Consider the following 25,388-nt stretch of genomic DNA (forward strand, 5'->3'; position numbering starts at 1 on the left):
GCGTGCCGGGGGCCGCGGGTGCTCGCGCCTTCACGGGGCCCCGTCCCGGGCGGGTTGCCCCGTTGTGGGCAGCCGTTCCGCAGTGGCACAACGGGATGGGGCGGTGCCCGGCGCGGCGCCCGCGACCGGTGCGGCACCGGGAGCGGGTTCGGGGCGCGCGACCGGGGTGGGCGTTTCGTCCGCCGTGACCGGCGTACCCCAGCCGTGCCGGTCCAGCGCCCGCACGAGCGCCCGGACCATCCGGGGGTCGAACTGCCGCCCCGCGCACCGCTCCAGCTCGGCCACCGCCGTCGCCACGGGCCTGGCCCTCCGGTACGAGCGGGTCGACGTCATCGCGTCGAACGCGTCCGCGACGGCGACCACGCGCGCCGCCTCCGGAATCCGGTCGCCGCTCAGGCCGTAGGGGTAACCGCTGCCGTCCATCCGCTCGTGGTGGTGGAGGATCGCGGCGCGCGCCTCGCCCAGGAACCCGATGCCGCGCACGATCTCGTGCCCGTACTCCGGGTGCAGCTCGATCACCCGCCGCTCCTCCGGGGTCAGCGGCCCGTCCTTGCGCAGCACGCGCGTGGGGACACCGAGCTTGCCGACGTCGTGCAGGATGCCGGCGAACCGGATCACATCGAGCCGCGCCTCGTCCATGCCCAGTTCGCGGGCGATGAGCACCGAGGCGTGCCCGACCCGTTCGCTGTGTCCCCGGGTGTAGGCGTCCTTGATGTCGACGGCCTGCACCAGCGCCCGGATCGTGGCCTGGTGGGCGGCGCGCTCCCGGTGGTACTGGGCGTACATCCAGCAGGAGATGTACATGGGCAGCATGACGAACAGCGCGGCCGGCCAGCCGTACGGGCTGCGCCACAGCACCGCCATCATCAGCCCGGCGAGCCCGTGCAGGGCGTGCGGGGCGAGTGAGCGGGGCAGCAGGCCGCGCCAGGCGGCGGGCAGCGGGACGCGTTCGGCGGTGGCCAGGATGCCGCCGTCGAGGGCGGTGACCACCAGGCAGAAGGCGAGCGCGGCGGCGCCGGCGGGCAGCAGGACGTGCGGGAAGTCGGAGGCGGCGACATCGGCGGGCCCGCCGAGGAGCACCGCCGTGTGCGCGGCCGCCCACGTGGCGAGGGCGAGCTGCGCGGAACGCCAGACCCGGCGCGGCAGGGCTGGCCGCTGCTCGACGTGGGAGACCAGCGCGCCCGGCACGGCGGCGAGGGCGGCCGCGGCGGGCGGCAGCAGCAGGGCGGCCGCGAGCAGCACGGGAAAGAACGATCCGGCACCCACCGGAACGGACTCGGCGCCGAGCAGCCTGCCCAGGAGCGGGCAGCGGGCGGGCCACTCGCACAGGGCGTAGAGCGCGGCGAGGAGGAGCAGTGCGCGCCAGGGGGTCGAAGCGTCCGGGGCGAGCGCCGGGAGCGCGCACACCACGGCGCACGACACGGCTCCGGCGATGTACGCGCGCGCCGCTGCCGGAATCGCCACCACCGTCTCCCCGCCGTCCCGTCGGTCTCTTTGTCGGCTTGGTCTCTTGTCGGCCAAGTGGACCGTCAGGCTAACCAGTTGGCCGCGGCGTGGCGGCTGGACAAAGCCGATTAGCACCTTCGGGTGATGGGAGGCATACGGCGCGGAAAACGGAGAAGGGGTGCGCCGCGAACGAACGCGGCACACCCCTCTGTCCGGGATCTGCTACTCCTGGGTGGCTGCCGTCACATCGTGGTCCGGCACGGTCTCACCCGACCGGATCAGCTCGATCCGGCCCATGACCTTGGCCCGCAGGTCCGCCGGAACGTCGTCGTGTCCGCAGCACCGCTTGACCAGCTTCTTCACGGCCTGTTCCAGCCCGTACTTCTCCAGGCACGGGGAGCACTCCTCGAAGTGCACCTCGAACTTGGTGCAGTCACTGTCGGGCATCTCGCGGTCGAGGAACTCGTAGAGGTGGTCCAGGACCTCCGAGCAGTCCGTCTCGTGCGGCTCTCCGCAGCTCATGAGCCCGAGCCTTTCCCGTTGTTCGACGACTCTCCGGCGCCCGCGGGGACCAGCCCGCGTTCGCGGGCGTAGTCCTCGAGCATGCCGCGCAGTTGGCGGCGCCCACGGTGCAGTCGGGACATCACCGTACCGATGGGTGTACCCATGATGTCCGCGATCTCCTTGTACGCAAAGCCCTCGACATCGGCCAGATAGACGGCGATGCGGAACTCCTCGGGGATCGCCTGGAGGGCTTCCTTCACGTCGGAGTCGGGCAGGTGGTCCAGCGCCTGGGACTCGGCCGACCGCAGACCGGTGGACATGTGCGACTCCGCGCGGGCGAGCTGCCAGTCCTCGATCTCCTCGGCGGCGCTGCGCTGGGGCTCGCGCTGCTTCTTGCGGTACGAGTTGATGAAGGTGTTCGTGAGGATCCGGTACAGCCACGCCTTGAGGTTGGTGCCCTCCCGGAACTGGTGGAAGGACCCGTACGCCTTCGCGTACGTCTCCTGCACCAGGTCCTCGGCGTCGGCGGGGTTGCGCGTCATGCGCAGCGCCGCCGAGTACATCTGGTCGAGGTACTCCAGGGCGTCCCGCTCGAAGCGCGCGTTACGCTCGGCCGTGGTCTCCTCGTGGCCGTCGTCGGTCCCTGTGTCGGTCCCAGTGACCGGACCCACCTCCTCCAGCGCTGCGGCGGCGAGACCGAGTGCGGACCCGCTCGAATCGGAGAATAGTCGACCTTCCGGGGACAGGTCCTTCCGATTCTTCCCACCCGGTGTGCGGCCCGTCAGACCAGGGGCGGTCGTGGCCGCCGGCAGCACGGTCCAGTCCAGCTCGGTGGCGGCCTGCGACCGGCTCGGGCAGATGGTCGAACCCATGCGACGGACTCCCTCTCCTGGCTCTTCTCTCTCACCGACGCTCGTCACAACACCGGGTGGGGCCTCCGTCATTCCCGCACGGCACGCACCCATTTCCCGACCGCGTCCGTGATCACCTTCAGGGCCTCGTCCTGGGTGAGGGGCGCCCGCTTGGGCACGGCGAACCCATGATCGCCGTAGGGCACCTCGACCAGCTCGTGGTCCCCGGCCGGGAACTCCTCCGGCCTGCCGAACGGGTCGTTGCCGCCCTGGACGACGAGCGTGGGCACCCCGGCGCCGAGCAGCTCGTCCGCCCGGGAGCTCTCCGGCTTGCCGGGCGGGTGGAGCGGGAACGACAGCGCGAGCACGGCGTGGGCGCCCAGCTCGCGCGCGGTACGGCAGGCCACGCGGGCGCCGGCGCTGCGCCCGCCGGCCACCACGGGCACGCCGGGTGCGCGCAGCGCCGGCCACAGGTCGCGCCAGCCCTCGTCGAGCCGCTTGGGCGCGGGTGCCAACTTCTTGCCGGCGACCCGCCAGGGCTGCTCGACGAGCGCGACGGTCACCCCGGCGGCGGGCAGGCTCGCCGCGAGCGCCTGGAGGTCGCGGGCCTCGATGCCCCCTCCGGCGCCGTGGCCCAGGGCCACGACGAGACGGGCGGCGCCCTCGGCCTCGTACCAACTGATACGGGCGTCCCCGACGCCGGTCGGAACGGTTTCGGTGGTGGTCACCCGGCCATCCTGCCGTGTGCCGGGCTCAGAACAGGGTTGCCTCCTCGGGGGCGGCGATTTCCACCGGCAGCTCGGGGCCGTTGTTGCGGACGTTGCTGACGGCGGTCGTGACGGGGTGGGCCCGCATCAGGCCCGCGGGCGGCGGGGTGAGCAGGGAGCGCAGCTCGTCCGGGTCCGTGCGGGCCGGGTCCAGCCAGGCGTCCCACCGGTCGGGGGTCAGCATCAGCGGCATGCGCGGGTGGATGTCGGCCAGCGAGCGCGGGCCCTCCGCCGGGGCCACGCCCAGGGGGTCGGTGTCGGCCTCGGTGGTGATCACCGAGCAGGTGGCCCACCAGGCCCGCGGGTGGTCGGGCGCCAGGGTGGGGTCGCGCCAGAACTCGTACAGCCCCGCCATCGCGAAGACCGATCCGTCGGCGGGCGTGACGAAATAGGGCTGCTTGCGGGGGCGCTTCTTCTTGCCCTGCTCTTCCAACTGCCGCTCGTCGGCCCCGGTGACCCACTCGTAATAGCCGTCGGCGGGCAGGATGCACCGGCGCGTGGCGAACGCCTGCCGGAAGGAGGGCTTCTCGTGGACGGTCTCCGCGCGGGCGTTGATCATCCGGGCGGCGCCCTCCGGAGACTTCGACCAGGACGGCACGAGGCCCCACTTCAGGACGCGGAGCTGCCGAACCGGACGGCGGTGATCCGCGTCCTTTTCCTTGAGGGGGCGTTCGAGGACCGCGTACACCTCTTTGGTCGGGGCCACGTTCCAGTCGGGGGCCAGGGCCTCCTCCGGCTCCCATTTCTCTATCTGGAAGAGTCCGGTCAGATCCTCGGGCTTACGACTCGCCGAATAACGTCCGCACATACTCGCCAACACTGCCACGTGCCACTGACACCATGAGGAGCCGTCCGAGAAATGGCCAGCACCGACATCCTCGGTACCCAGCCCGCCCCGGACCTGTGGCTCGTCGTCGTCACCGCCGTGGCGGCCCTCGCCGTGACCACCCCGCACGGGGTGTGGCGGGTCTCACGCAACGCCATCACCATCGCCCACGAGGGCGGCCACGGGCTGATCGCCCTGCTCACCGGCCGCCGCCTCGACGGCATCCGGCTCCACTCGGACACCAGCGGCCTCACCGTCAGCCGTGGCAAACCCACCGGCCTCGGCATGATCCTGACCGCGGCCGCCGGTTACACCGCGCCGTCCCTGCTCGGCCTGGGCGGCGCCTGGCTGCTCGCCGCGCACCGGATCACCCTGCTGCTGTGGATCGCCACGGCGCTGCTGCTGGCCATGCTGGTGATGATCCGCAACGCCTACGGGGCGCTCACCGTCGTCGTGACGGGGGCCGCGTTCCTGCTGGTGTCGTGGCTGACGGAACCGGACGTCCAGTCGGCGTTCGCGTACAGCGCCGTGTGGTTCCTGCTCCTGGGCGGGGTACGGCCGGTCTTCGAGCTCCAGGCCAAGCGGCGGCACGGCGGTGCCCCGGATTCGGACGCCGACCAGCTCTCGCGGCTCACGCACGTCCCGGCGGCGCTGTGGCTGTTCCTCTTCCACGCCGTCTCGCTCTGCTCCCTGATCGGCGGCGGTCGCTGGCTGCTCGGCCTGTGACACCAGGGGGCGGCGCCGAGCGCCCGTACGTGCCCCCGCCGCACGCCCGTGTGAACCGATAGGGACCGATAGGGGCCCTGGCTGCTCGGTCCGTGATCGGCCGTGACCACTTGCCCCGTCTAAAGTGAGGGGCATGACCGAAACCCCCGCGCAGCTCGATCTCTGGCCGGCCCCGTACGCAAGCGGAGCCGTGGACGCGACCGTCACCGTGCCCGGGTCCAAGTCGGTCACCAACCGGGCCCTGGTGCTCGCCGCCCTCGCCTCCGAGCCCGGCTGGCTGCGGCACCCGCTGCGCTCGCGCGACACCCTGCTGATGGCGGAGGCCCTGCGCACCATGGGCGTCGGCATCGAGGAGGGCGTGGGCCCCGACGGCACGGGCGAGCGGTGGCGGGTCATCCCGGCGGGCCTGCACGGCCCGGCCACGATCGACGTCGGCAATGCCGGAACGGTCATGCGCTTCCTCCCGCCCGTGGCGGCGCTCGCCACCGGCCCGGTCCGCTTCGACGGCGACCCGCGCTCCTACGAGCGGCCGCTGCACGGGGTGATCGACGCCCTGCGCGTCCTGGGCGCCCGGATCGACGACGACGGGCGCGGCTCGCTGCCGATGACCGTGCACGGGGCGGGGGCGCTGGAGGGCGGCCCGGTGGAGATCGACGCCTCGTCGTCGTCCCAGTTCGTCAGCGCCCTGCTGCTGTCCGCGCCGCGCTTCAACCAGGGCGTGGAGGTACGCCACACCGGCGCCAGGCTCCCCTCGATGCCGCACATCCGGATGACCGTCGACATGCTGCGGGCGGTCGGCGCCCAGGTCGACGAGCCCGAGACGGGCGGCGAGCCGAACGTGTGGCGGGTCTCCCCCTCCGCGCTCCTCGGCCGCGACCTGACCGTCGAGCCGGACCTGTCCAACGCCCAGCCGTTCCTGGCCGCCGCGCTGGTCACCGGCGGGCGGGTCACCATCCCCGACTGGCCCGAGCGCACCACCCAGCCCGGTGACGCGCTGCGGGAGATCTTCACCGAGATGGGTGGCTCCTGCGAGCTGACCGAGCAGGGCCTGACCTTCACCGGCACGGGTACCATCCACGGCATCGACGTGGACCTGGGCGAGGTCGGCGAGCTGACGCCCGGCATCGCGGCGGTCGCGGCCCTCGCCGACTCGCCCTCCACGCTGCGCGGCGTCGCCCACTTGCGGCTGCACGAGACGGACCGGCTGGCCGCGCTCACCAAGGAGATCAACGAGCTGGGCGGTGACGTCACCGAGACGGCGGACGGACTGCACATCCGCCCGCGCCCGCTGCACGGCGGCGTGTTCCACACGTACGACGACCACCGGATGGCGACGGCCGGAACGGTCATCGGCCTCGCCGTCGACGGCGTGGAGATCGAGAACGTCGCGACGACCGCGAAGACCCTGCCGGACTTCCCGCAGATGTGGACCGGAATGCTCGGAATGCTCGAGGCCTGATACGACATGCGCCGCTACGGCAAGAACCCCGACGAGGACGACATCCGCTCCCGTCCCAACCCCAAGGGCAACCGGCCCCGGACCAACATCCGCCCCAAGCACGAGGACGCCGCCGAGGGCATGGTCCTCACCGTGGACCGCGGCCGGCTGACGTGCCTCGTCGAGGACCGGGTCGTCATGGCGATGAAGGCCCGCGAGCTGGGCCGCAAGGCCGCCGTCGTCGGCGACCGGGTCTCCCTGGTCGGCGACCTGTCCGGCAAGAAGGACACCCTCGCGCGGATCGTCCGCATCGAGCCACGCGGCTCCGTCCTGCGCCGTACGGCCGACGACGACGATCCCTACGAGCGGGTCGTCGTCGCCAACGCCGACCAGCTCGCCATCGTCACGGCCCTGGCCGACCCCGAGCCGCGCCCCCGGCTGATCGACCGGTGCCTGGTCGCGGCGTACGACGGCGGCCTGGAGCCGCTGCTGGTGCTCACCAAGTCGGACCTGGCCCCGCCCGAGAAGCTCCTGGAGCTGTACGGCGCGCTCGACATCCCGTACGTCGTGACGAGCCAGGACGAGCTGTATGACGGCCACACCGCCGCCGACCGGGTCCGTGAGTACCTCGCGGGACGCACCACCGCGTTCGTCGGCCACTCGGGCGTCGGCAAGACGACCCTGGTGAACGCGCTGGTGCCGGAGGACCGCCGGCGGCTGACCGGCGACGTCAACGCGGTGACCGGCCGCGGCCGGCACACCACCACCTCGGCGCTGGCCCTGCCGCTGGACCGCGCCGAGGGTTGGGTGATCGACACCCCGGGCGTGCGGTCCTTCGGGCTGAACCACGTGGACCCGTCCCGGGTCATCAACGCCTTCCCGGATCTCGTACCGGGTACGGAGAGCTGCCCGCGCGCGTGCAGCCACGACGAGCCGGACTGCGCCCTGGACGCGTGGGTCGCGGAGGGCCACGCCGATCCGGCGCGGCTGTACTCGCTCCGGCGGCTCCTCGCCACGCGTGAGCGACGCGAAGGCGACTGAGCCGCGCACGTTTGCGGATAGCTCGGACCGGTAAGTGCATAATCGCACCAAGTGACACGAAGCAGTCACCGACATCACTCACCGAGGTCACCGACGCGGGAGGCACTGACGATGGCGTGGCTGCTGGTGATTATCGCCGGTTTTCTGGAGACGGGCTTCGCGGTCTGCCTCAAGCTGTCCCACGGGTTCACCCGGCTGTGGCCGACCGTCGCGTTCGCCTGCTTCGCGATGGGCAGCTTCGGTCTGCTGACGCTGTCGCTGCGGAAGCTGGACGTCGGCCCGGCGTACGCGGTGTGGACGGGCATCGGCGCGGCGGGCACGGCGGTCTACGGGATGATCTTCCTGGGTGACCTGGTGTCCACGCTGAAGATCATCTCGATCTCGCTGGTGATCGTCGGGGTCATCGGTCTGCAGTTGTCGGGCTCGTCACCGCACTGAGCGCCCGGCGCAGCAGGGAGCCCACGTCCCCGGGCCCCGGTGCGATCACGTACGAGAGCGCCAGCCGCACCGCCAGTTCGCACGCCGCCTCACGGGCGTCCACACGACCCTCCTCACGCACGTCGCCGTACGCGTCGCCGTACGCGCCCCCGTCCGCCGCCGCGGATGCCGCCTCGGATGCCGCCCGGTCCGTGTGCCCGCCGCCGGGGTGGCCCTGCTCCAGCGCGGCCCGCGACCGCTCCCGTACGGCCGCCACCAGCTCGCCGGGGCCCGGCGCCCCGGCGTCGGCGCGGCGCTGCGCCGGGGGCCCGGCCGGCGCCCGGAAGCGGGCGGGCGCGGAGCGCGGCGCGGGCAGCCGGTCGCCCCAGCAGCCGGTGAGCAGGGCGCGCAGCAGCGGCCGCGCGGCCGCCTCGCCGACGGTCCACTCGGCGACCGATACGAGCCGCTCGACGGCGTCCGTCCGCTCCTGGAGGACGCCTTCGACCCCGTACAGATAGGCGTCCGCCTCGCGCCGCACCAGGGCGCGGGCGAGCCCCTCCTTGCTGCCGAACTCGTTGTAGAGGGTCTGCCGGGAGACGCCCGCCGCGGACGCCACGTCGACCATCCGGACCGCCGACCAGGGCAGTCCCCCGAGGGCCGCCATGGCGGCGTTGAGCAGTGCTTCTCGGGCGGTGGGCATCGTCGCCTCCCAGGCCGTCGCCTCCCGGGCCGTCGCCTCGGCTCTGCGCTCAGAGTTGACGGGCGGCCACGCACTGTCAATAGGCCCTGCTGAAGCAGCCGATCCCCCGGGATAGAGTCGCCCCATGGCCGATTACCACGATGATCTGCGTCTCGCCCACGTCCTCGCGGATGCCGCCGACGCCGCCACCATGGACCGGTTCCGGGCCCTGGACCTGAAGGTCGAGACCAAGCCCGACATGACGCCGGTGAGCGAGGCGGACAAGGCGGCCGAGGAGCTGATCCGGGGCCATTTGCAGCGCGCCCGGCCGCGTGACGCGATCCTGGGCGAGGAGTACGGCGTGGAGGGCACCGGCCCGCGCCGCTGGGTGATCGACCCGATCGACGGCACCAAGAACTACGTGCGCGGGGTGCCCGTGTGGGCGACGCTGATCGCGCTGATGGAGGCCGGGCCGGGCGGCTTCCAGCCGGTGGTGGGCGTGGTGTCGGCGCCCGCGCTGGGCCGCCGCTGGTGGGCGGCGAAGGGGCTGGGCGCGTACACCGGACGCAGCCTGACGTCGGCCACGCGCGTCCAGGTGTCCAAGGTGGCGGAGCTTTCGGACGCCTCGTTCGCGTACTCCTCGCTCAGCGGCTGGGAGGAGCAGGGGCGGCTGGACGGTTTCCTGGACCTCACGCGCGCGTGCTGGCGGACGCGCGGCTACGGCGACTTCTGGCCGTACATGATGGTCGCGGAGGGCTCGGTGGACATCTGCGCGGAGCCGGAGCTGTCCCTCTGGGACATGGCGGCGCCCGCGATCGTGGTCCAGGAGGCGGGTGGTTCGTACACCGACCTCGACGGGAAGCCCGGCCCGCACGGCGGCAACGCGGCGGCGTCGAACGGGCTGCTGCACGAGGAGTTGCTGGGTTACCTGAACCAGCGGTACTGAGCCGGAGTCAGGCTCCCGGCGCCCACCGTCCGTTGTGGCGTCCGGGTGCCAGGTGGTGCACGCCCTCTTGTTGAGGCCCCGGCGGGCTGCCACTGTAAGAGTCCCCCCGCTTGTGAACTTGTGAATCCTTTCTCATGGGGATTCACCAAGGAGGTGGCTCCGCACATGCTCGTACGTGACGCCATGAGCACGGTCGTCCTCACCATCGGCCCCGCACACACCCTGCGCCAGGCAGCCGCGCTGATGGCGGCGCGCCGCGTCGGCGCTGCCGTCGTCCTGGACCAGGACACCAGCGGCCTCGGCATTCTCACCGAGCGCGACATCCTCGTCTCCGTGGGAGCCGGCCAGAACCCCGACCTGGAGACGGCCGGCGCGCACACCACCACCGACGTCGTCTTCGCCGCACCCGGCTGGACCCTGGAGGAAGCCGCACAGGCCATGGCACATGGCGGCTTCCGGCACCTGATCGTGCTGGACGGCAACGGGCCGGTCGGCATCGTCTCCGTACGCGACATCATCCGCTGCTGGGCGCCCGTACGGCTGCGCGCGGCCACACTGACCGCGGGCTAGCGGACGAGCGAGAGGGCCGGCCCCCGCGACGGGAGCCGGCCCTCTGCTTACGACAAGCGATCCAGTGCTGTCAGCCGCGCAGGGCCTGGACCGCGGCCTCCAGCCGCTTGCCGTAGTCCTCGTCCGCCTGGCGGAAGTTGTTGATCGCGCGCTCGGCGATGTCGTCGCGCGACACCTTGGCGATGAAGCCCGCCAGGTTGTCGATCAGACGGGCCTTCTCGTCCTCCGACATCAGGCGGTAGAGGTTCCCCGCCTGCACGAAGTCGTTGTCCTCGGCGTGGACGGGCGCCTCGTGGTCGCCGGTCACACCCGTCACCGGAACCGGCTGCCACAGCGGACGGCCGGTCTGGTTCGGGCCGCCGAAGCTGTTGGGCTCGTAGTTCTTGGCGCCGGCGTGGCGGCCGTCGTACAGGAAGCCGTCTCGGCTGTTCGTCCGCGCCTCGGTGGCGTGCGGACGGTTCACCGGCAGGTGGTCGGCGTTGATGCCGACGCGGTAGCGGTGGGCGTCGCCGTAGGCGAAGAGCCGGCCCTGGAGCATCTTGTCGGGCGAGGGGCCGATACCGGGCACGAAGTGCGCCGGGGAGAAGATCGACTGCTCGACCTCGGCGAAGATGTTCTGCGGGTTGCGGTTGAGCTCCAGCTTGCCGATCTCGATGACCGGGTAGTCCGCGTGCGGCCACACCTTGGTGAGGTCGAACGGGTTGAAGCGGTACGTCGCCGCCTCGGCGGCGGGCATGATCTGCACACCGACGGTCCAGGACGGGTAGTCGCCGCGCTCGATCGCCTCGCGCAGGTCGCGCTGGTGGGAGTCCGGGTCCTCACCCGCGAGCTTGTTGGCCTCTTCCTGCGTGAGGCACTTGATGCCCTGGTCGGTCTTGAAGTGGTACTTGACCCAGAAGACCTCGCCGGCCTCGTTGTTCCACTGGAAGGTGTGGGAACCGAAGCCGTCCATGTGGCGGTAGCTCGCCGGGATGCCGCGGTCACCGAACAGCCAGGTCACCTGGTGCGTCGACTCGGGCGACAGCCCCCAGAAGTCCCAGACGTTGTCCGCCTCCTGCGAGCCGGTGTACGGGTCGCGCTTCTGGGTGTGGATGAAGTCGGGGAACTTGATGGCGTCCTTGATGAAGAACACCGGGGTGTTGTTGCCGACGAGGTCGTAGTTGCCCTCTTCGGTGTAGAACTTCAGCGCGAAGCCGCGCGGGTCACGGACCGCGTCGGCCGCACCGAGGTTGCCCGCCACGGTCGAGAAGCGGAGGAACGTCTCCGTCTGCTTGCCGACCTCGGAGAGGAACTTCGCCCGGGTGTACTTCGTGACGTCGGCGGTCACCGTGAAGGTGCCGTACGCACCGGCACCGCGCGCGTGAACGACGCGCTCCGGGATGCGCTCGCGGTTGAAGTGCGCGAGCTTCTCCAGCAGCAGTTGGTCCTGGACGAGAACCGGACCACCGACGCCCGCGGTCTCGCTGTTCTGGTTGTCGGCGACCGGCGCGCCGGCCTCCGTGGTGAGCGGTCCCTGCGTCACGTGCGCCTCCTGCGTGAGTCCTGCGTTGTCCTGCAAGTCCTGTCCCTTGGCTAATGCCGTCCCCGATCCTACAATGGACATTGTCTAAGTCAAGCCTGCTTCCAAAGCCACACCGATTCGGGACTTAGGTCCCCTGCTGTTAGGCTGGTTTTCATGAGTGACCTGTTGGAACGACTGCGTGGACGCGGCTGGCGGATGACCGCCCAGCGACGTGTCGTGGCCGAGGTCCTCGATGGGGACCACGTTCATCTGACCGCCGATGAGGTGCACGCCCGCGCGGTGGAGCGGCTTCCCGAGATCTCCCGCGCGACGGTGTACAACACGCTGGGTGAGCTGGTGACGCTGGGTGAGGTCCTGGAGGTGTCCACGGACCGCCGCGCCAAGCGGTACGACCCGAACGCCCACCGCCCGCACCACCACCTGGTGTGCGCCCGCTGCGGCGCGATCCGCGACGTCCACCCGACGGGCAACCCGCTGGCCGACCTGCCGGCCACCGAGCGCTTCGGCTTCACGATCTCCGACGTGGAAGTCACCTACCGCGGCGTCTGCCCGGACTGCGCGTCCGCCTGACGCAGCTCGTCGACGAAGCCCCCGGACGCATCAGCGCCGGGGGCTTCCTCGTACGGGCCGGCTCGCGCCGGGAACACCGAAGGCCCGGATCCTGATGGATCCGGGCCTTCGGTTTCAGTAGCGGGGACAGGATTTGAACCTGCGACCTCTGGGTTATGAGCCCAGCGAGCTACCGAGCTGCTCCACCCCGCGTCGGTGAACACAACCTTACGGGACCGTGTGGACCAGCGCAAATCCATAAGCGAGCCTTGGGCTGCGGGCGGCCACGTGCCTACGCCGTGAGCTCCTGGTGCAGTGCCTCGCTGAGCCGGGCGGCCCGCTCGGCGACCTCGGCGGGGCCCAGCTCGACCGCGCGGGCGCACCAGCGGCGGCCCTCGGTCAGCTCGCCCCGGCGGGCGGCGAGCAGCGCCAGGCGCAGGGCGGCCCGCCCGTGTCCCGCCCGGGCGGCGCGGGTCCACCAGAGCGACGCCTCGCGTTCGTTGCCGTCCCGGGCGAGCAGCAGGCCCAGGTTGAAGGCGCCGTTGCGGCTGCCCGCCTCGGCGGCCTCCCGGTACCAGCGGGCCGCCTCGGCGGTGTCCCCCCGGGCGGCGGCCAGCATGCCGACCCGTACCTGGGCGCGGCGGTGGCCCTGCTCGGCCGCCCGCTCGTACCACTCCTCGCACTCGCTCTTCGGCGCCTGCGGCTCACCGAGCGCGGGCGGCCCGGTGGGCGCCTGGCGGGCGTCCAGCACGGTGGCGAGGCGGAACGCGGCCTCGGCGCTGCCGCCGCCGGCCGCGCACCGCAGGTGGCGCTCGGCCTCCTGCTCGTCGCCGTCCCGGAGGCGGGCGATGCCGACCTGGAGCGCGGCCTCGGTGTGGCCGGCCGCGGCGGCCCGCTCGTACCAGCGCAGCGCCGTCTCGTCGTCGTCGCGACCCGCGTAGAGGATGCCCAGGTTGAAGGCGGCGTCGACGCTGCCCGCCTCGGCGGCCTTGGAGAACCACGGCTCGGCGCCGTTCGGGTCGCCGCTCTGGAGGAGCAGGATGGCCAGGGCGTTCGCGGCCTCGCGGTGACCCGCGTAGGCGGCGCGCCGGTACCACTGCTCGGCCTGGGAGACGCGGTTCTGGGCGGCGAACAGGAGCCCGAGGTTGTACGCGCCGTTCACATCGCCCGCGTCGGTGGCCGCGCGGTACCAGCGCTCGGCCGTCTGGTGCTCGCCACGGGCGGCGTGCAGGGCGCCCAGCGCGTTGGCGGCGTTGCCGTCGCCGTCCTGGGCGGCGCGCAGCCACCAGACGGCGGCGCTCTCCTCGTCGCCGGCGTCACGGAGCAGGAACCCGAGCGCGCACGCGGCGCGGGACTCGCCGTCCTTGGCGGACGTCAGGTACCAGCGGCCGGCCTCCTTGAGCTCGCCGCGCCGTTCGAGGATGGCCCCGAGGTGCAGGGCGGCGCGGCGGTGGCCACGGGCGGCCGCCTGCCGGTACCACTGCTCGGCGGTTTCGCCGCCGGTGGTGGCGGCGGTGTCGTCGGCGGTCTTGGCGTCCGCCTTCCGCTCCAGGGCGCGGGCGAGGCGGTAGGCGGCTTCGCGGTGCCCCTGCTCGGCGGCGGCGCGCAGCCACCGCTCGGCGCCGACGTCGCTGCGGTGCTCCAGCAGGTCGGCGAGGGCGTACGCGCCGAGGGCGTGGCCCTGCTCGGCGGACTGGCGCAGCCAGTACTCGGCCGCCGGCTCGTCGCCGCGCTCGCGGTAGTGGCGGCCCAGGGCGTGGGCGGCGGCCGCGGAACCGGCCACGGCGGCGATACGCCACCAGCCGGCGGCCTCGTCGGCGTATCCACGCTGGTGGAGGAGGACGCCCAGGTTGTTGGCGGCGGCGCGGTCGCCGTCGGCGGTGGCGGCGCGGAGGTAGGGCTCGGCGCCGTCGAGGTCGCCGCGGCGCAGCAGCAGGGCACCGAGGACGCTCATGGCGGCGGTGTCGCCGTTCTCGGCGGCGCGGCGGTGACGCTCCTCGGTCTCGACGGCGTCGCTGGTCTCGGTGCTGTCCATGGCGGTGGTCTCCATGGCAGCGTCACTCATCACGTCCGCGGCGCTTTCGGCGTGCCGCTGCACAAACCGCCCTGTCTCCAACAGAGTTGCCCTGTCCCCCATAATTCCCATCGTCGCACCACCTGCTACCCGCGTACACCTGGTATACCGCAGCCAGTGAGGTCACTTCAGCGTTTTGTCGACATGCCCACAGGGAGACAAGTCAAACACGTCTCACCCCAACTGCCCCCGTCAGGGCCGTTCTTCACACCAGCCCCGCTCCCCACGGACACAGCAAGGGCCCGGATCCTGGAAGGATCCGGGCCCTTGCTTTCAGTAGCGGGGACAGGATTTGAACCTGCGACCTCTGGGTTATGAGCCCAGCGAGCTACCGAGCTGCTCCACCCCGCGTCGTTGTGTCACTACCGTATCACGACCCGGGAGTGCCCCCGCCCGCCCGGAGGACGGGCAGGGGCACCGCCATGGTTCAGCCGCTGGACGCGGGCTTGCCGGCACCGGCCGTACCGGCACCCGGCTGGGGCTTGGCCGCCCCGGCCGCCGGCTTGCCGTCGGCGTTCTTGCCGGCGTCCGCCTTGCGCTGGGCGTCGGCGGCGGCGGCTCGCTGGAGCGCCTCCGCCAGCGCCTCCTGCGCCTTGCCGTACGCGGTCCAGTCACCCTTCTTCATGGCCGCCTCGCCGTCCGCGAACGCCTTCTGCGCGTCCGCGATCGCCTGCTGGAGCGCGGCCTCACCGGTGGCCGGCGGCTTGGTCGGGTCGCTCGGCGGCGGCGGTGTGGTGGGCGTCTCACCGTCCACCCCGAAGACCGCGTTCAGCGCCTTGGCGAGGTCGTCCTCGAACACCGTGGTGTCCTTGGTCGTGTCGCCTTCCGGCTGGTCCGCGTCGACGTACGACACCGCCACCTTCCGCATCAGCGGATACGCGGCGTTGCGGCCCTGTGCGTAGATCGGCTCCACGTACAGGAAGCCGCCGTCGAGGGGCACCGTCAGCAGGTTGCCGTACTGGATGTCGGAGTCGGCGCCCTTGAGGTCACGGACGAACTGGGCCACGGAGGGCAGGCTGTTGAGCTTGTTCTGCACCTGCGCGGGGCCTGGCACGTCCTGGGTGACCCTGAGCAGCCTTATCCGGCCGTAGTCCTTGCTGTTGGCGTCGGCGTCGACCGCCATGAAGCCGCCCAGGTTGGGCCGGCCGTTCGGCGTGAACGTCGTCGTCAGCGAGAACCGCTGCGCCGTGTCCCCGGGCATCTTCAGGCTCAGGTAGTACGGCGGAACCGCGTTGCCGTCCCTGTTGGTCGGGTCGTCCGGCACCTGCCAGGCGTCACTGCCGCTGTAGAACTGGGCGGCGTCCTGGACGTGGTAGCGGGTCAGCAGCTCGCGCTGGACCTTGAACATGTCCTGCGGGTAGCGCAGGTGCTCCCGCAGGCTGTCCTTGATGGCGCTCTTGGGCTGCACCGTGCCGGGGAACGCCTTCATCCAGGTCTTGAGGACCGGGTCCTGGGTGTCCCACTGGTACAGCTTCACCGTGCCGTCGTAGGCGTCGACGGTGGCCTTCACCGAGTTGCGGATGTAGTTGACCTGGTTCTGCTGGGCGACGACCGCGCGCGTCTGGTTGCCCGCGGTGAGGGAGTCCGTGGTGGTGTCCCCCAGCGTCGTGCGCGACGCGTACGGGTAGCCGTTCGTCGTCGTGTAGGCGTCGACGATCCACTGGATCCGGCCGTCGATGACCGCCGGGTACGCGTCGCCGTCGATGGTCAGCCAGGGGGCGACCGCCTCCACGCGCTGCTTGGGCGTGCGGTTGTAGAGGATCCGCGAGCCGTCGCCGATGGCTCCCGAGTACAGGATCTGCGGCTCGCTGAAGGCCACGGCGTAGGCGGCCCGGTTGAAGGCGTTGGAGAGGTTGACCCCGCTCTTGCCCTTGAAGCTGGTGGTCTTCTCGCCGTTCTCCTCGTAGTCGAGCTCCTTCTGCGGACCGCCGACGATCGAGTACTGCTCGGTCTTCTCGCCGTAGTAGATCCGCTGCTCGTACGTGGGCAGCTCGCCCTTGGTCGGCAGGCCGGCCTCGGTGAAGATCGGGGAGCCGTTGGCGTCCGTCGCCGTGCCCGTGGCCAGGATCGCGCCATAGCCGTGGGTGTACGTGAAGTGGTCGTTGATCCAGTTCCGCTTCGGGATGCCCCTGATGTTCAGCTCACGCAGACCGATGACCGTGTCCTTGCCCTGGTACCGGTCGACGTCGAGCGTGGTCGGGAACTGGTAGTACTTCCGCCGCTGCTCGAGCTGCTGGAAGGTCGGCGACACGATGTTCGGGTCGACCAGCCGGTAGCTGGCGGCCAGGTCGGCATCGGCCCGCAGCTTGTCCTTGGCCTTGACCGTGGACTTGCCGGAGTAGTTCTCCGGCTTCGCCCGGTCGATGTCGTACGCCTTGCGCGTCGCGTCGATGTTCTTCTCGATGTACGGCGCTTCCTTGGCCTGCTCGTTCGGCTGGACCTGGAACTTCTGCACGATCGCCGGGTAGAGCCCGCCGATGAGGATCGCCGACAGGACCATGAGCCCGAAGCCGATCACCGGGAGCTGCCAGGTGCGGCGCCAGAGCGTCGCGAAGAACAGCACGGCGCAGATGACGGCGATGCAGAAGAGGATGGTCTTCGCCGGCAGGTAGGCGTTGGCGTCGACGTACCTCAGGCCCGTCCAGTTGCCCGTCGCCTTGAAGTCGCTGGACTTCACCGCCAGGCCGTACCGGTCGAGCCAGTACGCGACCGCCTTCAGCGAGACGAAGACGCCCAGCAGGACGGAGAGGTGACCGGTCGCGGCGGCGGTCGCGCGCGCGCCCGGGCTGGTGACGCGCAGCCCGCCGTACAGGTAGTGCGTCAGGGCCGCGGCGATCAGCGACAGCACGGTCGCGGCGAAGCCGAAGCCCAGCAGGAACCGGTACCAGGGCAGGTCGAAGGCGTAGAACGCCACGTCCATGCGGAACTGCGGGTCCTTCTGGCCGAAGGGCACGCCGTTGACCCACATCAGCCAGGTCCGCCACTGACCGGACGCGGAGGCACCCGCGATCAGCCCGACCAGGGCGGTGATCGCCAGGAGCACCCACTTCTTGTACGGGGCCAGCCCCATCCGGTACCGGTCCAGGCTCTGCTGCTCCAGCGACATGGCGCTCAGCGGCGGGCGCAGCCGGTGCGCGAGCCAGATGTTCAGTCCGACCGCCAGGGCCATCAGCAGACCGAAGACGGCGAAGAGGCCGATCTTGGTCCACAGGGTGGTGGTGAAGACGGACGAGTAATTGACGGACCTGTACCACAGCCAGTCCGTCCAGAACCCGGCGAACATGACGAAGAGCATGGCCAGCACGGCCAGTACGCCCAGTGTCATGAGCAGGGTACGGGCCCGCCGGGACGGCCGGCCGACTCTGATCCGTGGCCCGGTCGGGCCTCCGCCGCGGTCCGGCATCTGGAAAGCCAACGTGCGCCCCTCGAGTTCGCGGTCGTGTGGTGAAGCAGGCCCAGCGATCGTAGAGCCCACTCATGCAACTTACTGAAGCTTTACCTAGTTCCCGTCTCCGGGTCGAAAGGAGGCAGGATATTGACCATGTCCAACGTTTCTCCCTCAGGTCCCCCGATGGCCGCCAGCCCGCTGACCCGTGCCGTGCTCGAAATCGACGAGTACGCGTCCGGCCTCGGCTGGGACCAGCCGGCCCGGCTCTTCGCCCTCGTCGACACCGCGCGGCTGCGCTCCCAGGAGCCGGCCCTGGCGTCCCAGCTCGGCCTCGACACCGACGAGGCCGCCGCCCCCCTCACCCCGATCGAGCAGGACGAGATCCCCGCCGACCGGCCGCTCGACGAGTTCCTCGCCACCATCGCCTGGCCCGACGCCGTGGCGGGCTGCGCGATGACGGTGGAGCGGCTGATGCTCCCGCCGTCCGCCGAGGCCTCCGTCCCGGACGGCCTCGACGAGGCGGGCCTGGCCAAGTGGGTCGCCGCCCACCCCGACCGCCAGGAGGTCCGCATGACGGTCGCGGTCCTCCGCGACGGCGCCCGCGAGTCGGCGCTCCGGCTGCGCGAGAAGGACTCCCCCACCGAGGTCCTCACCGGCGCCGACCTCGTCCCCGGCCTCGCCGAAGCGCTGGCGGCCACATTCGAGTCCTGACGGGCGGAGCGGGCCACCGGCCCGCAAGGCCGGCTCCGCGCCGGGGGCCCGGCGGGGGCCGGTGCCGGGGGCGGTCCCTCGTCAGCTTGCCGAGCAGCTCGGCAGGCCGGTGGTGGCGCCCTTGCGGACCTTGTCCAGGGACTGGACCGCGTCCTTGATCGTGTTCACCTTGATCAGGGTGAGCCCGTCAGGCGTGTCCGACGCCGCCGCCGCGCAGTTGTCGGCGGGCGTCAGGAAGTACCTGGCGCCCGCGTTCCGCGCGCCGACCAGCTTCATCTCGATGCCGCCGATGGGCCCGACCTTGCCGGTGTCGTCGATCGTGCCGGTGCCCGCGACGAACTTGCCGCCCGTGAGGTCGCCCGGGGTCAGCTTGTCGACGATTCCGAGGGAGAACATCAGGCCGGCGCTCGGGCCGCCCACATCGGCGAGCTTGATGTCGACATTGAACGGGAACGTGTGGTCGGTCCCGGCCTGGATGCCGACGATCGCCCGGTCGCCCTCGTCGGACGTCTTGGTGGTGACGGTGACCCGCTCGGTCGTAGTGGGCTCGCGGCCCGCCTTCTCCGCGGCCGCCGCGTCCTTCGCCGGGACGATGGTGAAGACCACGTCCTCCTTCGGCTTGTGCTTGGTGACGAGCTTCGCCACGTCCTGCGGCTCCTTGACCGGCGTACCGTCCACGGCCTTGATCACGTCGCCCGCGTGCAGCGTGCCCTCGGCGGGGCTGTCCTTCTGCACGGAGGAGACGACCACGCGGGACGCGACGGGGATGCCCAACTGTCCGAGGGCGGCGACCTTGGCGCTCTCCTGGGACTGGCTGAACTCCTCGGCGTTCTCCTGGGTCGACTCCTCCTCGGTCTTGCCGTTCGGGTAGAGCGTCTCGTGCGGCACCACGACGCTGTCGTGGGCGATCCACCCGAACACCGCCTCGACCAGGTTCATCCTGTAGTCCGCACCGGTGACCCTGACCGTCGTCATATTGAGATGCCCGGTCGTGGGGTAGGTCTTGTGGCCGGAGATCTGGAGCACCGGCTCCCCGTCGGCCTCGCCCAGCGTGTTGACCGTCGGTCCCGGGCTCATCTCCGCGTAGGGCACCCGGAAGAACACGCCTGCGCAGAGCAGCGCGATGAGGACGAGGGTGGAGGCGAGCATCGTCGCAGTGCGGCGGGGCATGGAACGACAGTACGGGACGCGTCTGTCTGTGCACCCCCGGGGCCGGTCCGTACGGGGGGACCGGGAAGGCGGTCAGGCCGTGCCGCTGCCGGAGTGCGACTTCTCCATGACTTCACGGAAGCGCGCATAGCCCGCCAGCTCGGCCACGTCACCGGTGGTCCGGTCCCGTGAGGCCCAGCTTCCCCATATCGCAGCGCCGATGGCAGCGAACAGCGGAATCAGCAACCAGGCGAGAACTGCCATCGCGACCTCCCGTCCCCATGAGCACAACGCACCGAATGATCAGCAGATTAACCATCCGCCGGTTCAACGCTCACGCCAGGGGTCGGGTTACGCAAATCGGACGCTTGGCCACCGTCCGGATCCGGTCAGCAGGCTCCGACCCTCCCCCGGACTTCGTCCGGGGGGACCCCAAACCGGTGCCTGAGACTCAGCAGGCCCCGACCCACTCCTCGGTACCGTCGGAGAACCGCTGGTGCTTCCAGATCGGCACCTCGTGCTTGAGGTCGTCGATCAGCTTGCGGCACGCGTCGAAGGCCTCCGCGCGGTGCGGGCACGACACGGCGACGACCACGGCCAGGTCGCCGACCGTCAGGTCGCCCACCCGGTGAACGGCCGCGAGGGCACGCACGGGATAGTCCGCGACGACCTTCTCCGCGACACGGCGCAGCTCCGCCTCGGCGCTGGGGTGGCTGGAGTAGCCGAGGGCGTCGACGTCGGCGCCACCGTCGTGGTTGCGCACGGTGCCCACGAAGAGGGCGGTACCACCGGCCGCGTCGTCGCCGACGGCCCGGAAGACCTCGTCGAGGGAGAGCGGGGTGTCACGGATCGCCAGCAGCCGGATCGGGTCCGCCGCCGCGCGCTCGCCGGGGTGGTCGTACGTGGGTGCCATGCAGCCATCGTGCCGCACGGGACTGACATCGCGGAATAGCGTTTTCGACCTGCCCGGCCACGCGCGCGTTGGAGCCTCCTACAGGGCCCGCGCCCTCTTCACCGGGCGGCTACAGACCGCGGCGCTTGCGGGCCCGGCGTACCAGGGCGGCCGTGCCCAGCAGGGCGACCGTGGCGCCCGCGGCTCCGGCGGCCGTGGCGTCCTTGCGGCCGAGGCGGCGGCCGGCGACCGTGTGGCGGCCCTCGACCTCCTCCAGGAGCGCGGCGAGGACCTCCTCGTTGGTCCACTGCGGCCGCCAGCCCGCGTCGTGCAGCCGCCCGACGCTGACCACCCATGGATGCATCGTGTACGCCAGGTCACCGGCCGGTGACGGAGTGAGCCCGATCCGGTGCAGCCGGGCCGCCGCCCCGAGGGCCACCGCGGAGGGCAGCTCCATGCGCCGGATACCGCTCAGCTCCTCGACCTCCTCCTGCTCCAGCCAGCCGTCGCAGCCCACCGCGAACTCGCCCTCCACCTTCTCCAGCGCCGCGTACTCCAGCGCGCTGACCAGGTCCTCGACGTGACAGAACTGCCAGGCCGGCCGCGACCCGGCGACCACCAGCAGCCGGGGCGACTCGAAGTACCGGGTCAGCGCCGTGTCCGTGCCGCCCACCAGGACGGCGGGGCGCACGACGGTGACGTTCAGGCCGGGGTGCGCGCGGGGCGCCCGGCGGGCCAGCCGCTCGATCTCCAGCAGGTCGCCCACGCCGGTGGCCTCGGCGGTCGCCCGCAGCTCGGCGTCCTCGGAGAGCGGGATGTCGTTGTCGGGCAGCGCGCCGTACACCATGGCGGACGTGCACAGCACGACCCGGTGGACGCCCGCGGCGGCCGCGGCGGTCAGCACGGTCTGCGTGCCGCGCACGTTGTACGCCGTACGGGCGGCCGCGTCGGTCTCCAGGTCGAGGTCGAGCGCCAGGTGCACCACGACGTCGGCGCCGCGCAGCTTCTCGGCGATGGCCGGGTCCCGCACGTCGAGGATGTGCCACTGCGCCTCGGAGACCTCGCCGCGGCGCTCGTCGATGGCGATGACCTGCTTGACCTCCCCGGAGGCGGCGAGGCGCCGGGTGAGCAGGTCTCCGACGCCGGACGCGGCGCCGGTGACCGCGACGACGGGGCCGCGGCCGGCGGACTGGGTTGAGTGGTTTCGCGCTGCGCGAACCTGCGGATCTGGGGAACTCACCGGGCGTCTCCAGCGGTTGTCTTCAGTACGTACGTGTATGACGCGTACGTACCAGGTGGCGTCCATCCTGCCGCAGGCCATGAGCCGGTGGAGCACCGAGCCCACATCCGGCTCGGATGTCTACGCTGGTGGTGTTGTCGGGCAGCCGCCGCCGGCAGGAAGCCGGCGGCCCTACGAGCCGAGGAACCCCGTGAGTGACACCCCATTCGGATTCGGCCTTCCGCCGGAGGAGCCGGAGGACGGCGACGAAGGCAAGAAGAAGGGACCCGCCGAAGGTGGCAAGGGTGCCGGTGGGAACCCCTTGGGGTTCGGCGGCATGCCGGGCGGCGGGGACAACCCGTTCGCCGCGATGTTCGGTTCCCTGAACCCCACGGACCTGGGCGCGGCCTTCCAGCAGCTCGGACAGATGCTGAGCTATGAGGGCGGTCCGGTCAACTGGGACATGGCCAAGCAGATCGCCCGCCAGACGGTTTCGCAGGGCACGCCCGACGGCACCAAGGACGCCAGTGTGGGCCCGGGCGAGCGGGCGGCGGTCGAGGAGGCCGTGCGCCTCGCCGACCTGTGGCTGGACGGCGTGACGTCCCTGCCGTCGGGGGCGAGCACCGCCGTCGCGTGGAGCCGCGCCGAGTGGGTCGAGGCGACGCTGCCGGCCTGGCAGCAGCTCGTGGACCCGGTCGCCGAGCGGGTCGGCGCGGCCATGGGTGACGTCCTGCCCGAGGAGATGCAGGCCATGGCGGGCCCGCTGATCGGCATGATGCGCTCCATGGGCGGCGCCATGTTCGGCCAGCAGATCGGCCAGGCCGTGGGCGTCCTGGCCGGCGAGGTGGTCGGCTCGACCGATGTGGGGCTGCCGCTGGGCCCGGCCGGCAAGGCCGCGCTGCTGCCGCTGAACGTGGCGGCGTTCGGCAAGGACCTGAGCGTGCCGCAGGACGAGGTCCGGCTGTACCTGGCGCTGCGCGAGGCCGCCCATCAGCGGCTCTTCGCCCACGTGCCGTGGCTGCGCTCGCACCTGTTCGGCGCGGTCGAGGGGTACGCGCGCGGGATCAAGGTCGACACCGGCAAGCTGGAGGACGCGGTCGGCGGGCTCGACCCGTCCAACCCGGAGCAGTTGCAGGAGGCCCTTCAGCAGGGCATGTTCCAGCCGGAGGACACCCCCGAGCAGAAGGCCGCGCTGGCCCGGCTGGAGACGGCGCTGGCCCTGGTCGAGGGCTGGGTGGACGCGGTGGTGCACGAGGCCGCCAAGACCCGTCTCACGTCCGCCGACGCCCTGCGTGAGACGCTGCGCCGCCGTCGCGCCTCGGGCGGCCCCGCCGAGCAGACGTTCGCCACGCTGATCGGTCTGGAGCTGCGGCCTCGGCGGCTGCGGGACGCCTCGCGGCTGTGGGCCTCGCTCACGGACGCGCGCGGTGTCGACGGCCGCGACGGTCTGTGGGAGCACCCGGACATGCTGCCGACGGCGTCCGACCTGGACGACCCGGACGGCTTCGTCCACCGCGAGCACCTGGACTTCTCTGAGCTCGACAGGATGCTCGGCGAGGCCGCCGGGCGGGACGAGCGCGCCAAGGACGACCGCGACCAGGGTGAGGACGACTCCGACAAGTGAGCCTGCACGATGACGCCGTCCTCGTACTGAAGGCGTACGAAGGGTCCGGGGACCAGGCGGAGCTGCGCCAGGTCTATCTGGATCACCTGGCGGCCCACCCGGACGGGATGTGGAAGGCGTGCGAAGCCGGGCACGTGACGGCCAGCGCGCTGGTGGTGGCCCCGGAGCGCGGCCGGGTCCTGCTGACCCTGCACAAGAAGCTGGGCATGTGGTTGCAGATGGGCGGCCACTGCGAGCCCGGCGACGGGACGGTCGCCGGGGCGGCGCTGCGGGAAGCCACGGAGGAGTCCGGGATTCCCGGACTGACGCTGCTGCCGGGCGGCCCGGCGCGCCTGGACCGGCATCCGATCCCGGCGCCCTGTCACTGGCACCTGGACGTCCAGTACGTGGCGGTCGCGCCGCCGGACGCGGTGGAGGCGATCAGCGACGAGTCGCTGGACCTGCGCTGGTTCGGCTACGACGAGGTGGCGGGCGTGGCCGACACCTCGGTCGTACGGCTGGTGGAGGCGGCCCGGGCCTCGCTGTAGCGGTAAGGGGCGGTCGCCATTGCGGCCGCCCCTTACAAGCTCAGAGCTCGGTGCTCAGTTCCAGGCGTTGTTCTGGTTCTGGGCGTGCGCGCCCTGCTGGCCCACGCCGAACTGCGCCCCCAGCCCCTGCCCGACCTGGGCGTTCTGCGGCGGCATGACCTCACTGGGCTGGACGAGCGCGAAGCCCTGGCCCAGGAAGCTCAGTTCCCAGCCCTCGCCGGTGTTGCCGCGCCTGCGGCGCACGTTGGACGAGTGGGTCTGCGCCTGCATCTGTACGCGCAGCGCCGACGACCAGGCGACGATCGCGTCGGCGTCGACGTTGACGTACTTGTCCGGGGTGACATGCATCATCAGCGGCTGGCCGGAGGTCATCAGGGCGACCTTGCCGCGGCCGGAGATGTTGAGCTGGTACTTGCCGGAGCCGGAGATGCCGTACTGGCTGTCCACGGCGATCACTTCGGTGTGCAGCGTGGAGTCCAGCGCCAGCACATAGGCGCTGTCCACGGTCATGCCCTCCTGGTCGACGTCCACGACGTGGATGTACTGGGCCAGGTTGGCGAAGTAGACGGTGCCCTGCCCGGAGCAGCGCATCAGGTCCAGGCCCTCACCGGTGTTGGCGCGGGCGCGGCGCTGGCTGTTGTTCTGGTACTCGCCGTCGAAGTCGATCAGCCCCTGGTACGCGACCATGGCGCCCTTGCGGGCGAGGACGTCGTCGTGCCCGGTGAGGGCGACGCGCAGGAGCTGCGGGTTCTGGACGACGTACCGCTCCTGGCTCTGCTGTTCGGTGTAGCTGAAAAGCGGGCTCTGCATGGTGTGTTCTCGCTCCCCCTCAGCCCCGGATCCGCAGGCGGTCGGTGCTGTCCTCGCTCGGCTGTACGACGACGATGCCCTGCCCGGAGAAGGCCATCTGGTACGCCTCTCCGCTGCCCCGCCCGATCAGGGAGGAGGCCTTGAAGCTGCGCTTGCCCTTGACCTTGAGGGAGGGCGTCCAGGCGACGAGCGCGTCGGGGTCGACGTACGTCTCGTCCTCGCCACGGCCGCAGTCGACGACGATCGGGGTGCCGCGCGAGGTGAGGGCGACCCAGCCGGTGCCGGCGAACTGGACGTTCCACAGGCCCTGTCCGGCGAACTTGGCCATGCCCTTGACCCTCTCGGCACCCCACTGGAGGTGCGCGTCGAAGGCCAGCACATTGGTGCCGTTGACGGACAGGGCGTCGTTGTTGAGGTTGATGACGACCACGTCGGCGCCGTAGTCGGCGAGGTAGAGCAGCCCGTCACCGGAGCACTTCATGATGGGCGCGCCCTCGCCGGTCACCCACTGGGAGGCGATCTGGCGGACGGCGGGCGGGTTCGGCTCGTACTGGACGAAGCCCTCGTAGGCGACGACCGATCCGGTGCGTGCGTACAGGTCCTGGCCCGAGGCCATGGCGACCTTGAGCATGGCGCGGCCGTGGTTCTCCATACGGGCCGCGACGGGGGTCGGGGCGTAGCCCGCCAGTTGCTGGTTCATTGTTCGGGCTCC

General features: G+C 71.5%; 25 protein-coding genes and 2 tRNA genes. 10 read left to right on the top strand and 17 right to left on the bottom strand.

The window, feature by feature from the left end:
• Positions 1-30: 30 nt before the first annotated feature.
• The 5 genes from AB0J57_RS09940 to AB0J57_RS09960 form a co-directional block, all read right to left on the bottom strand.
• Positions 31-1,467 (bottom strand): HD-GYP domain-containing protein, encoded by a 1,437-nt coding sequence (locus tag AB0J57_RS09940; protein WP_366127537.1) that lies wholly within the window; start codon positions 1,465-1,467, stop codon positions 31-33.
• Between the two features lie 201 nt (positions 1,468-1,668).
• On the bottom strand, positions 1,669-1,968 hold the full coding sequence (rsrA, locus tag AB0J57_RS09945; RefSeq protein ID WP_366127538.1) for a mycothiol system anti-sigma-R factor: 300 nt from the start codon (positions 1,966-1,968) through the stop codon (positions 1,669-1,671).
• On the bottom strand, positions 1,965-2,621 hold the full coding sequence (locus AB0J57_RS09950) for a sigma-70 family RNA polymerase sigma factor (RefSeq protein WP_198944053.1): 657 nt from the start codon (positions 2,619-2,621) through the stop codon (positions 1,965-1,967). Before AB0J57_RS09950 ends, rsrA begins: the two co-directional genes overlap by 4 nt.
• A 269-nt stretch (positions 2,622-2,890) precedes the next feature.
• Positions 2,891-3,529 (bottom strand): alpha/beta family hydrolase, encoded by a 639-nt coding sequence (locus AB0J57_RS09955; protein WP_366127539.1) that lies wholly within the window; start codon positions 3,527-3,529, stop codon positions 2,891-2,893.
• A gap of 25 nt (positions 3,530-3,554) precedes the next feature.
• Positions 3,555-4,376 (bottom strand): SOS response-associated peptidase, encoded by an 822-nt coding sequence (locus tag AB0J57_RS09960; RefSeq protein ID WP_366127540.1) that lies wholly within the window; start codon positions 4,374-4,376, stop codon positions 3,555-3,557.
• A 51-nt stretch (positions 4,377-4,427) separates the two neighbouring features.
• On the opposite strand from AB0J57_RS09960, the gene AB0J57_RS09965 reads away from it, so the two are divergent.
• The 4 genes from AB0J57_RS09965 to AB0J57_RS09980 all read left to right on the top strand — a co-directional run bounded on the left by AB0J57_RS09965 (position 4,428) and on the right by AB0J57_RS09980 (position 8,037).
• Positions 4,428-5,120 (top strand): M50 family metallopeptidase, encoded by a 693-nt coding sequence (locus tag AB0J57_RS09965; RefSeq protein ID WP_366127541.1) that lies wholly within the window; start codon positions 4,428-4,430, stop codon positions 5,118-5,120.
• A 133-nt stretch (positions 5,121-5,253) separates the two neighbouring features.
• Positions 5,254-6,579, top strand: coding sequence for a 3-phosphoshikimate 1-carboxyvinyltransferase (gene aroA, locus AB0J57_RS09970; RefSeq protein WP_366127542.1), 1,326 nt, complete (start codon positions 5,254-5,256; stop codon positions 6,577-6,579).
• 6 nt (positions 6,580-6,585) lie between these two features.
• Positions 6,586-7,599, top strand: coding sequence for a ribosome small subunit-dependent GTPase A (rsgA, locus tag AB0J57_RS09975; RefSeq protein WP_366127543.1), 1,014 nt, complete (start codon positions 6,586-6,588; stop codon positions 7,597-7,599).
• Between the two features lie 111 nt (positions 7,600-7,710).
• Positions 7,711-8,037 (top strand): multidrug efflux SMR transporter, encoded by a 327-nt coding sequence (locus tag AB0J57_RS09980; RefSeq protein WP_366127544.1) that lies wholly within the window; start codon positions 7,711-7,713, stop codon positions 8,035-8,037.
• On the opposite strand, the gene AB0J57_RS09985 is transcribed toward AB0J57_RS09980, so the two are convergent.
• Entirely contained in the window at positions 8,000-8,716 is a 717-nt protein-coding gene (locus AB0J57_RS09985; RefSeq protein WP_366127545.1) for a TetR/AcrR family transcriptional regulator, read from the bottom strand. The genes AB0J57_RS09980 and AB0J57_RS09985 overlap by 38 nt on opposite strands.
• A 124-nt stretch (positions 8,717-8,840) precedes the next feature.
• On the opposite strand from AB0J57_RS09985, the gene hisN reads away from it, so the two are divergent.
• On the top strand, positions 8,841-9,641 hold the full coding sequence (gene hisN, locus AB0J57_RS09990) for a histidinol-phosphatase (RefSeq protein ID WP_366127546.1): 801 nt from the start codon (positions 8,841-8,843) through the stop codon (positions 9,639-9,641).
• A 165-nt stretch (positions 9,642-9,806) separates the two neighbouring features.
• Entirely contained in the window at positions 9,807-10,211 is a 405-nt protein-coding gene (locus tag AB0J57_RS09995; protein ID WP_366127547.1) for a CBS domain-containing protein, read from the top strand.
• A 70-nt stretch (positions 10,212-10,281) separates the two neighbouring features.
• Here the strand turns inward: AB0J57_RS09995 and AB0J57_RS10000 are convergent, their stop codons facing one another.
• A complete protein-coding gene (locus tag AB0J57_RS10000) occupies positions 10,282-11,733 on the bottom strand; it encodes a catalase (RefSeq protein WP_366127548.1) in 1,452 nt (483 codons plus the stop codon).
• Positions 11,734-11,886: 153 nt separating this feature from the next.
• Between AB0J57_RS10000 and AB0J57_RS10005 the strand changes: the two genes are divergently transcribed.
• Positions 11,887-12,303 (top strand): Fur family transcriptional regulator, encoded by a 417-nt coding sequence (locus AB0J57_RS10005; protein WP_366127549.1) that lies wholly within the window; start codon positions 11,887-11,889, stop codon positions 12,301-12,303.
• A gap of 118 nt (positions 12,304-12,421) precedes the next feature.
• On the opposite strand, the gene AB0J57_RS10010 is transcribed toward AB0J57_RS10005, so the two are convergent.
• From AB0J57_RS10010 to AB0J57_RS10025, 4 genes are all read right to left on the bottom strand, one after another.
• A tRNA-Met gene (locus AB0J57_RS10010) sits at positions 12,422-12,495 on the bottom strand.
• Positions 12,496-12,574: 79 nt separating this feature from the next.
• Positions 12,575-14,428, bottom strand: coding sequence for a tetratricopeptide repeat protein (locus AB0J57_RS10015; protein ID WP_366127550.1), 1,854 nt, complete (start codon positions 14,426-14,428; stop codon positions 12,575-12,577).
• 205 nt (positions 14,429-14,633) lie between these two features.
• Positions 14,634-14,707 (bottom strand) — tRNA-Met (locus AB0J57_RS10020).
• A gap of 76 nt (positions 14,708-14,783) precedes the next feature.
• Positions 14,784-17,759 (bottom strand): UPF0182 family protein, encoded by a 2,976-nt coding sequence (locus tag AB0J57_RS10025; RefSeq protein ID WP_366127823.1) that lies wholly within the window; start codon positions 17,757-17,759, stop codon positions 14,784-14,786.
• A 138-nt stretch (positions 17,760-17,897) separates the two neighbouring features.
• Between AB0J57_RS10025 and AB0J57_RS10030 the strand changes: the two genes are divergently transcribed.
• On the top strand, positions 17,898-18,455 hold the full coding sequence (locus AB0J57_RS10030) for a PPA1309 family protein (protein WP_366127551.1): 558 nt from the start codon (positions 17,898-17,900) through the stop codon (positions 18,453-18,455).
• A gap of 81 nt (positions 18,456-18,536) precedes the next feature.
• Here the strand turns inward: AB0J57_RS10030 and AB0J57_RS10035 are convergent, their stop codons facing one another.
• The 4 genes from AB0J57_RS10035 to AB0J57_RS10050 all read right to left on the bottom strand — a co-directional run bounded on the left by AB0J57_RS10035 (position 18,537) and on the right by AB0J57_RS10050 (position 21,736).
• Positions 18,537-19,625, bottom strand: coding sequence for a PDZ domain-containing protein (locus AB0J57_RS10035; protein ID WP_366127552.1), 1,089 nt, complete (start codon positions 19,623-19,625; stop codon positions 18,537-18,539).
• A gap of 72 nt (positions 19,626-19,697) precedes the next feature.
• Positions 19,698-19,868, bottom strand: a complete 171-nt coding sequence (locus tag AB0J57_RS10040; protein ID WP_179166405.1) for a hypothetical protein — start codon at positions 19,866-19,868, stop codon at positions 19,698-19,700.
• A gap of 187 nt (positions 19,869-20,055) precedes the next feature.
• A complete protein-coding gene (locus AB0J57_RS10045; protein WP_366127553.1) occupies positions 20,056-20,517 on the bottom strand; it encodes a molybdenum cofactor biosynthesis protein MoaE in 462 nt (153 codons plus the stop codon).
• 109 nt (positions 20,518-20,626) lie between these two features.
• Entirely contained in the window at positions 20,627-21,736 is a 1,110-nt protein-coding gene (locus AB0J57_RS10050) for an SDR family oxidoreductase (RefSeq protein ID WP_366127554.1), read from the bottom strand.
• 190 nt (positions 21,737-21,926) lie between these two features.
• Between AB0J57_RS10050 and AB0J57_RS10055 the strand changes: the two genes are divergently transcribed.
• Positions 21,927-23,339 carry a zinc-dependent metalloprotease gene (locus AB0J57_RS10055; protein WP_366127555.1) on the top strand — a complete coding sequence of 471 codons (1,413 nt, stop codon included), beginning with the start codon at positions 21,927-21,929 and terminating at the stop codon, positions 23,337-23,339.
• Positions 23,336-23,866, top strand: coding sequence for an NUDIX hydrolase (locus AB0J57_RS10060; RefSeq protein ID WP_366127556.1), 531 nt, complete (start codon positions 23,336-23,338; stop codon positions 23,864-23,866). The genes AB0J57_RS10055 and AB0J57_RS10060 overlap by 4 nt, the downstream gene beginning before the upstream one ends.
• Positions 23,867-23,920: 54 nt before the next feature.
• On the opposite strand, the gene AB0J57_RS10065 is transcribed toward AB0J57_RS10060, so the two are convergent.
• Both AB0J57_RS10065 and AB0J57_RS10070 read right to left on the bottom strand, forming a co-directional pair.
• Positions 23,921-24,676: an AIM24 family protein gene (locus tag AB0J57_RS10065; RefSeq protein ID WP_366127557.1), complete on the bottom strand. Its 756-nt coding sequence runs from the start codon at positions 24,674-24,676 to the stop codon at positions 23,921-23,923.
• Between the two features lie 19 nt (positions 24,677-24,695).
• Positions 24,696-25,376, bottom strand: coding sequence for an AIM24 family protein (locus AB0J57_RS10070; protein WP_366127558.1), 681 nt, complete (start codon positions 25,374-25,376; stop codon positions 24,696-24,698).
• Positions 25,377-25,388 lie beyond the last annotated feature (12 nt).

The sequence above is a fragment of the Streptomyces sp. NPDC049837 genome (assembly GCF_040674455.1).
Classification (GTDB): Bacteria; Actinomycetota; Actinomycetes; order Streptomycetales; family Streptomycetaceae; genus Streptomyces.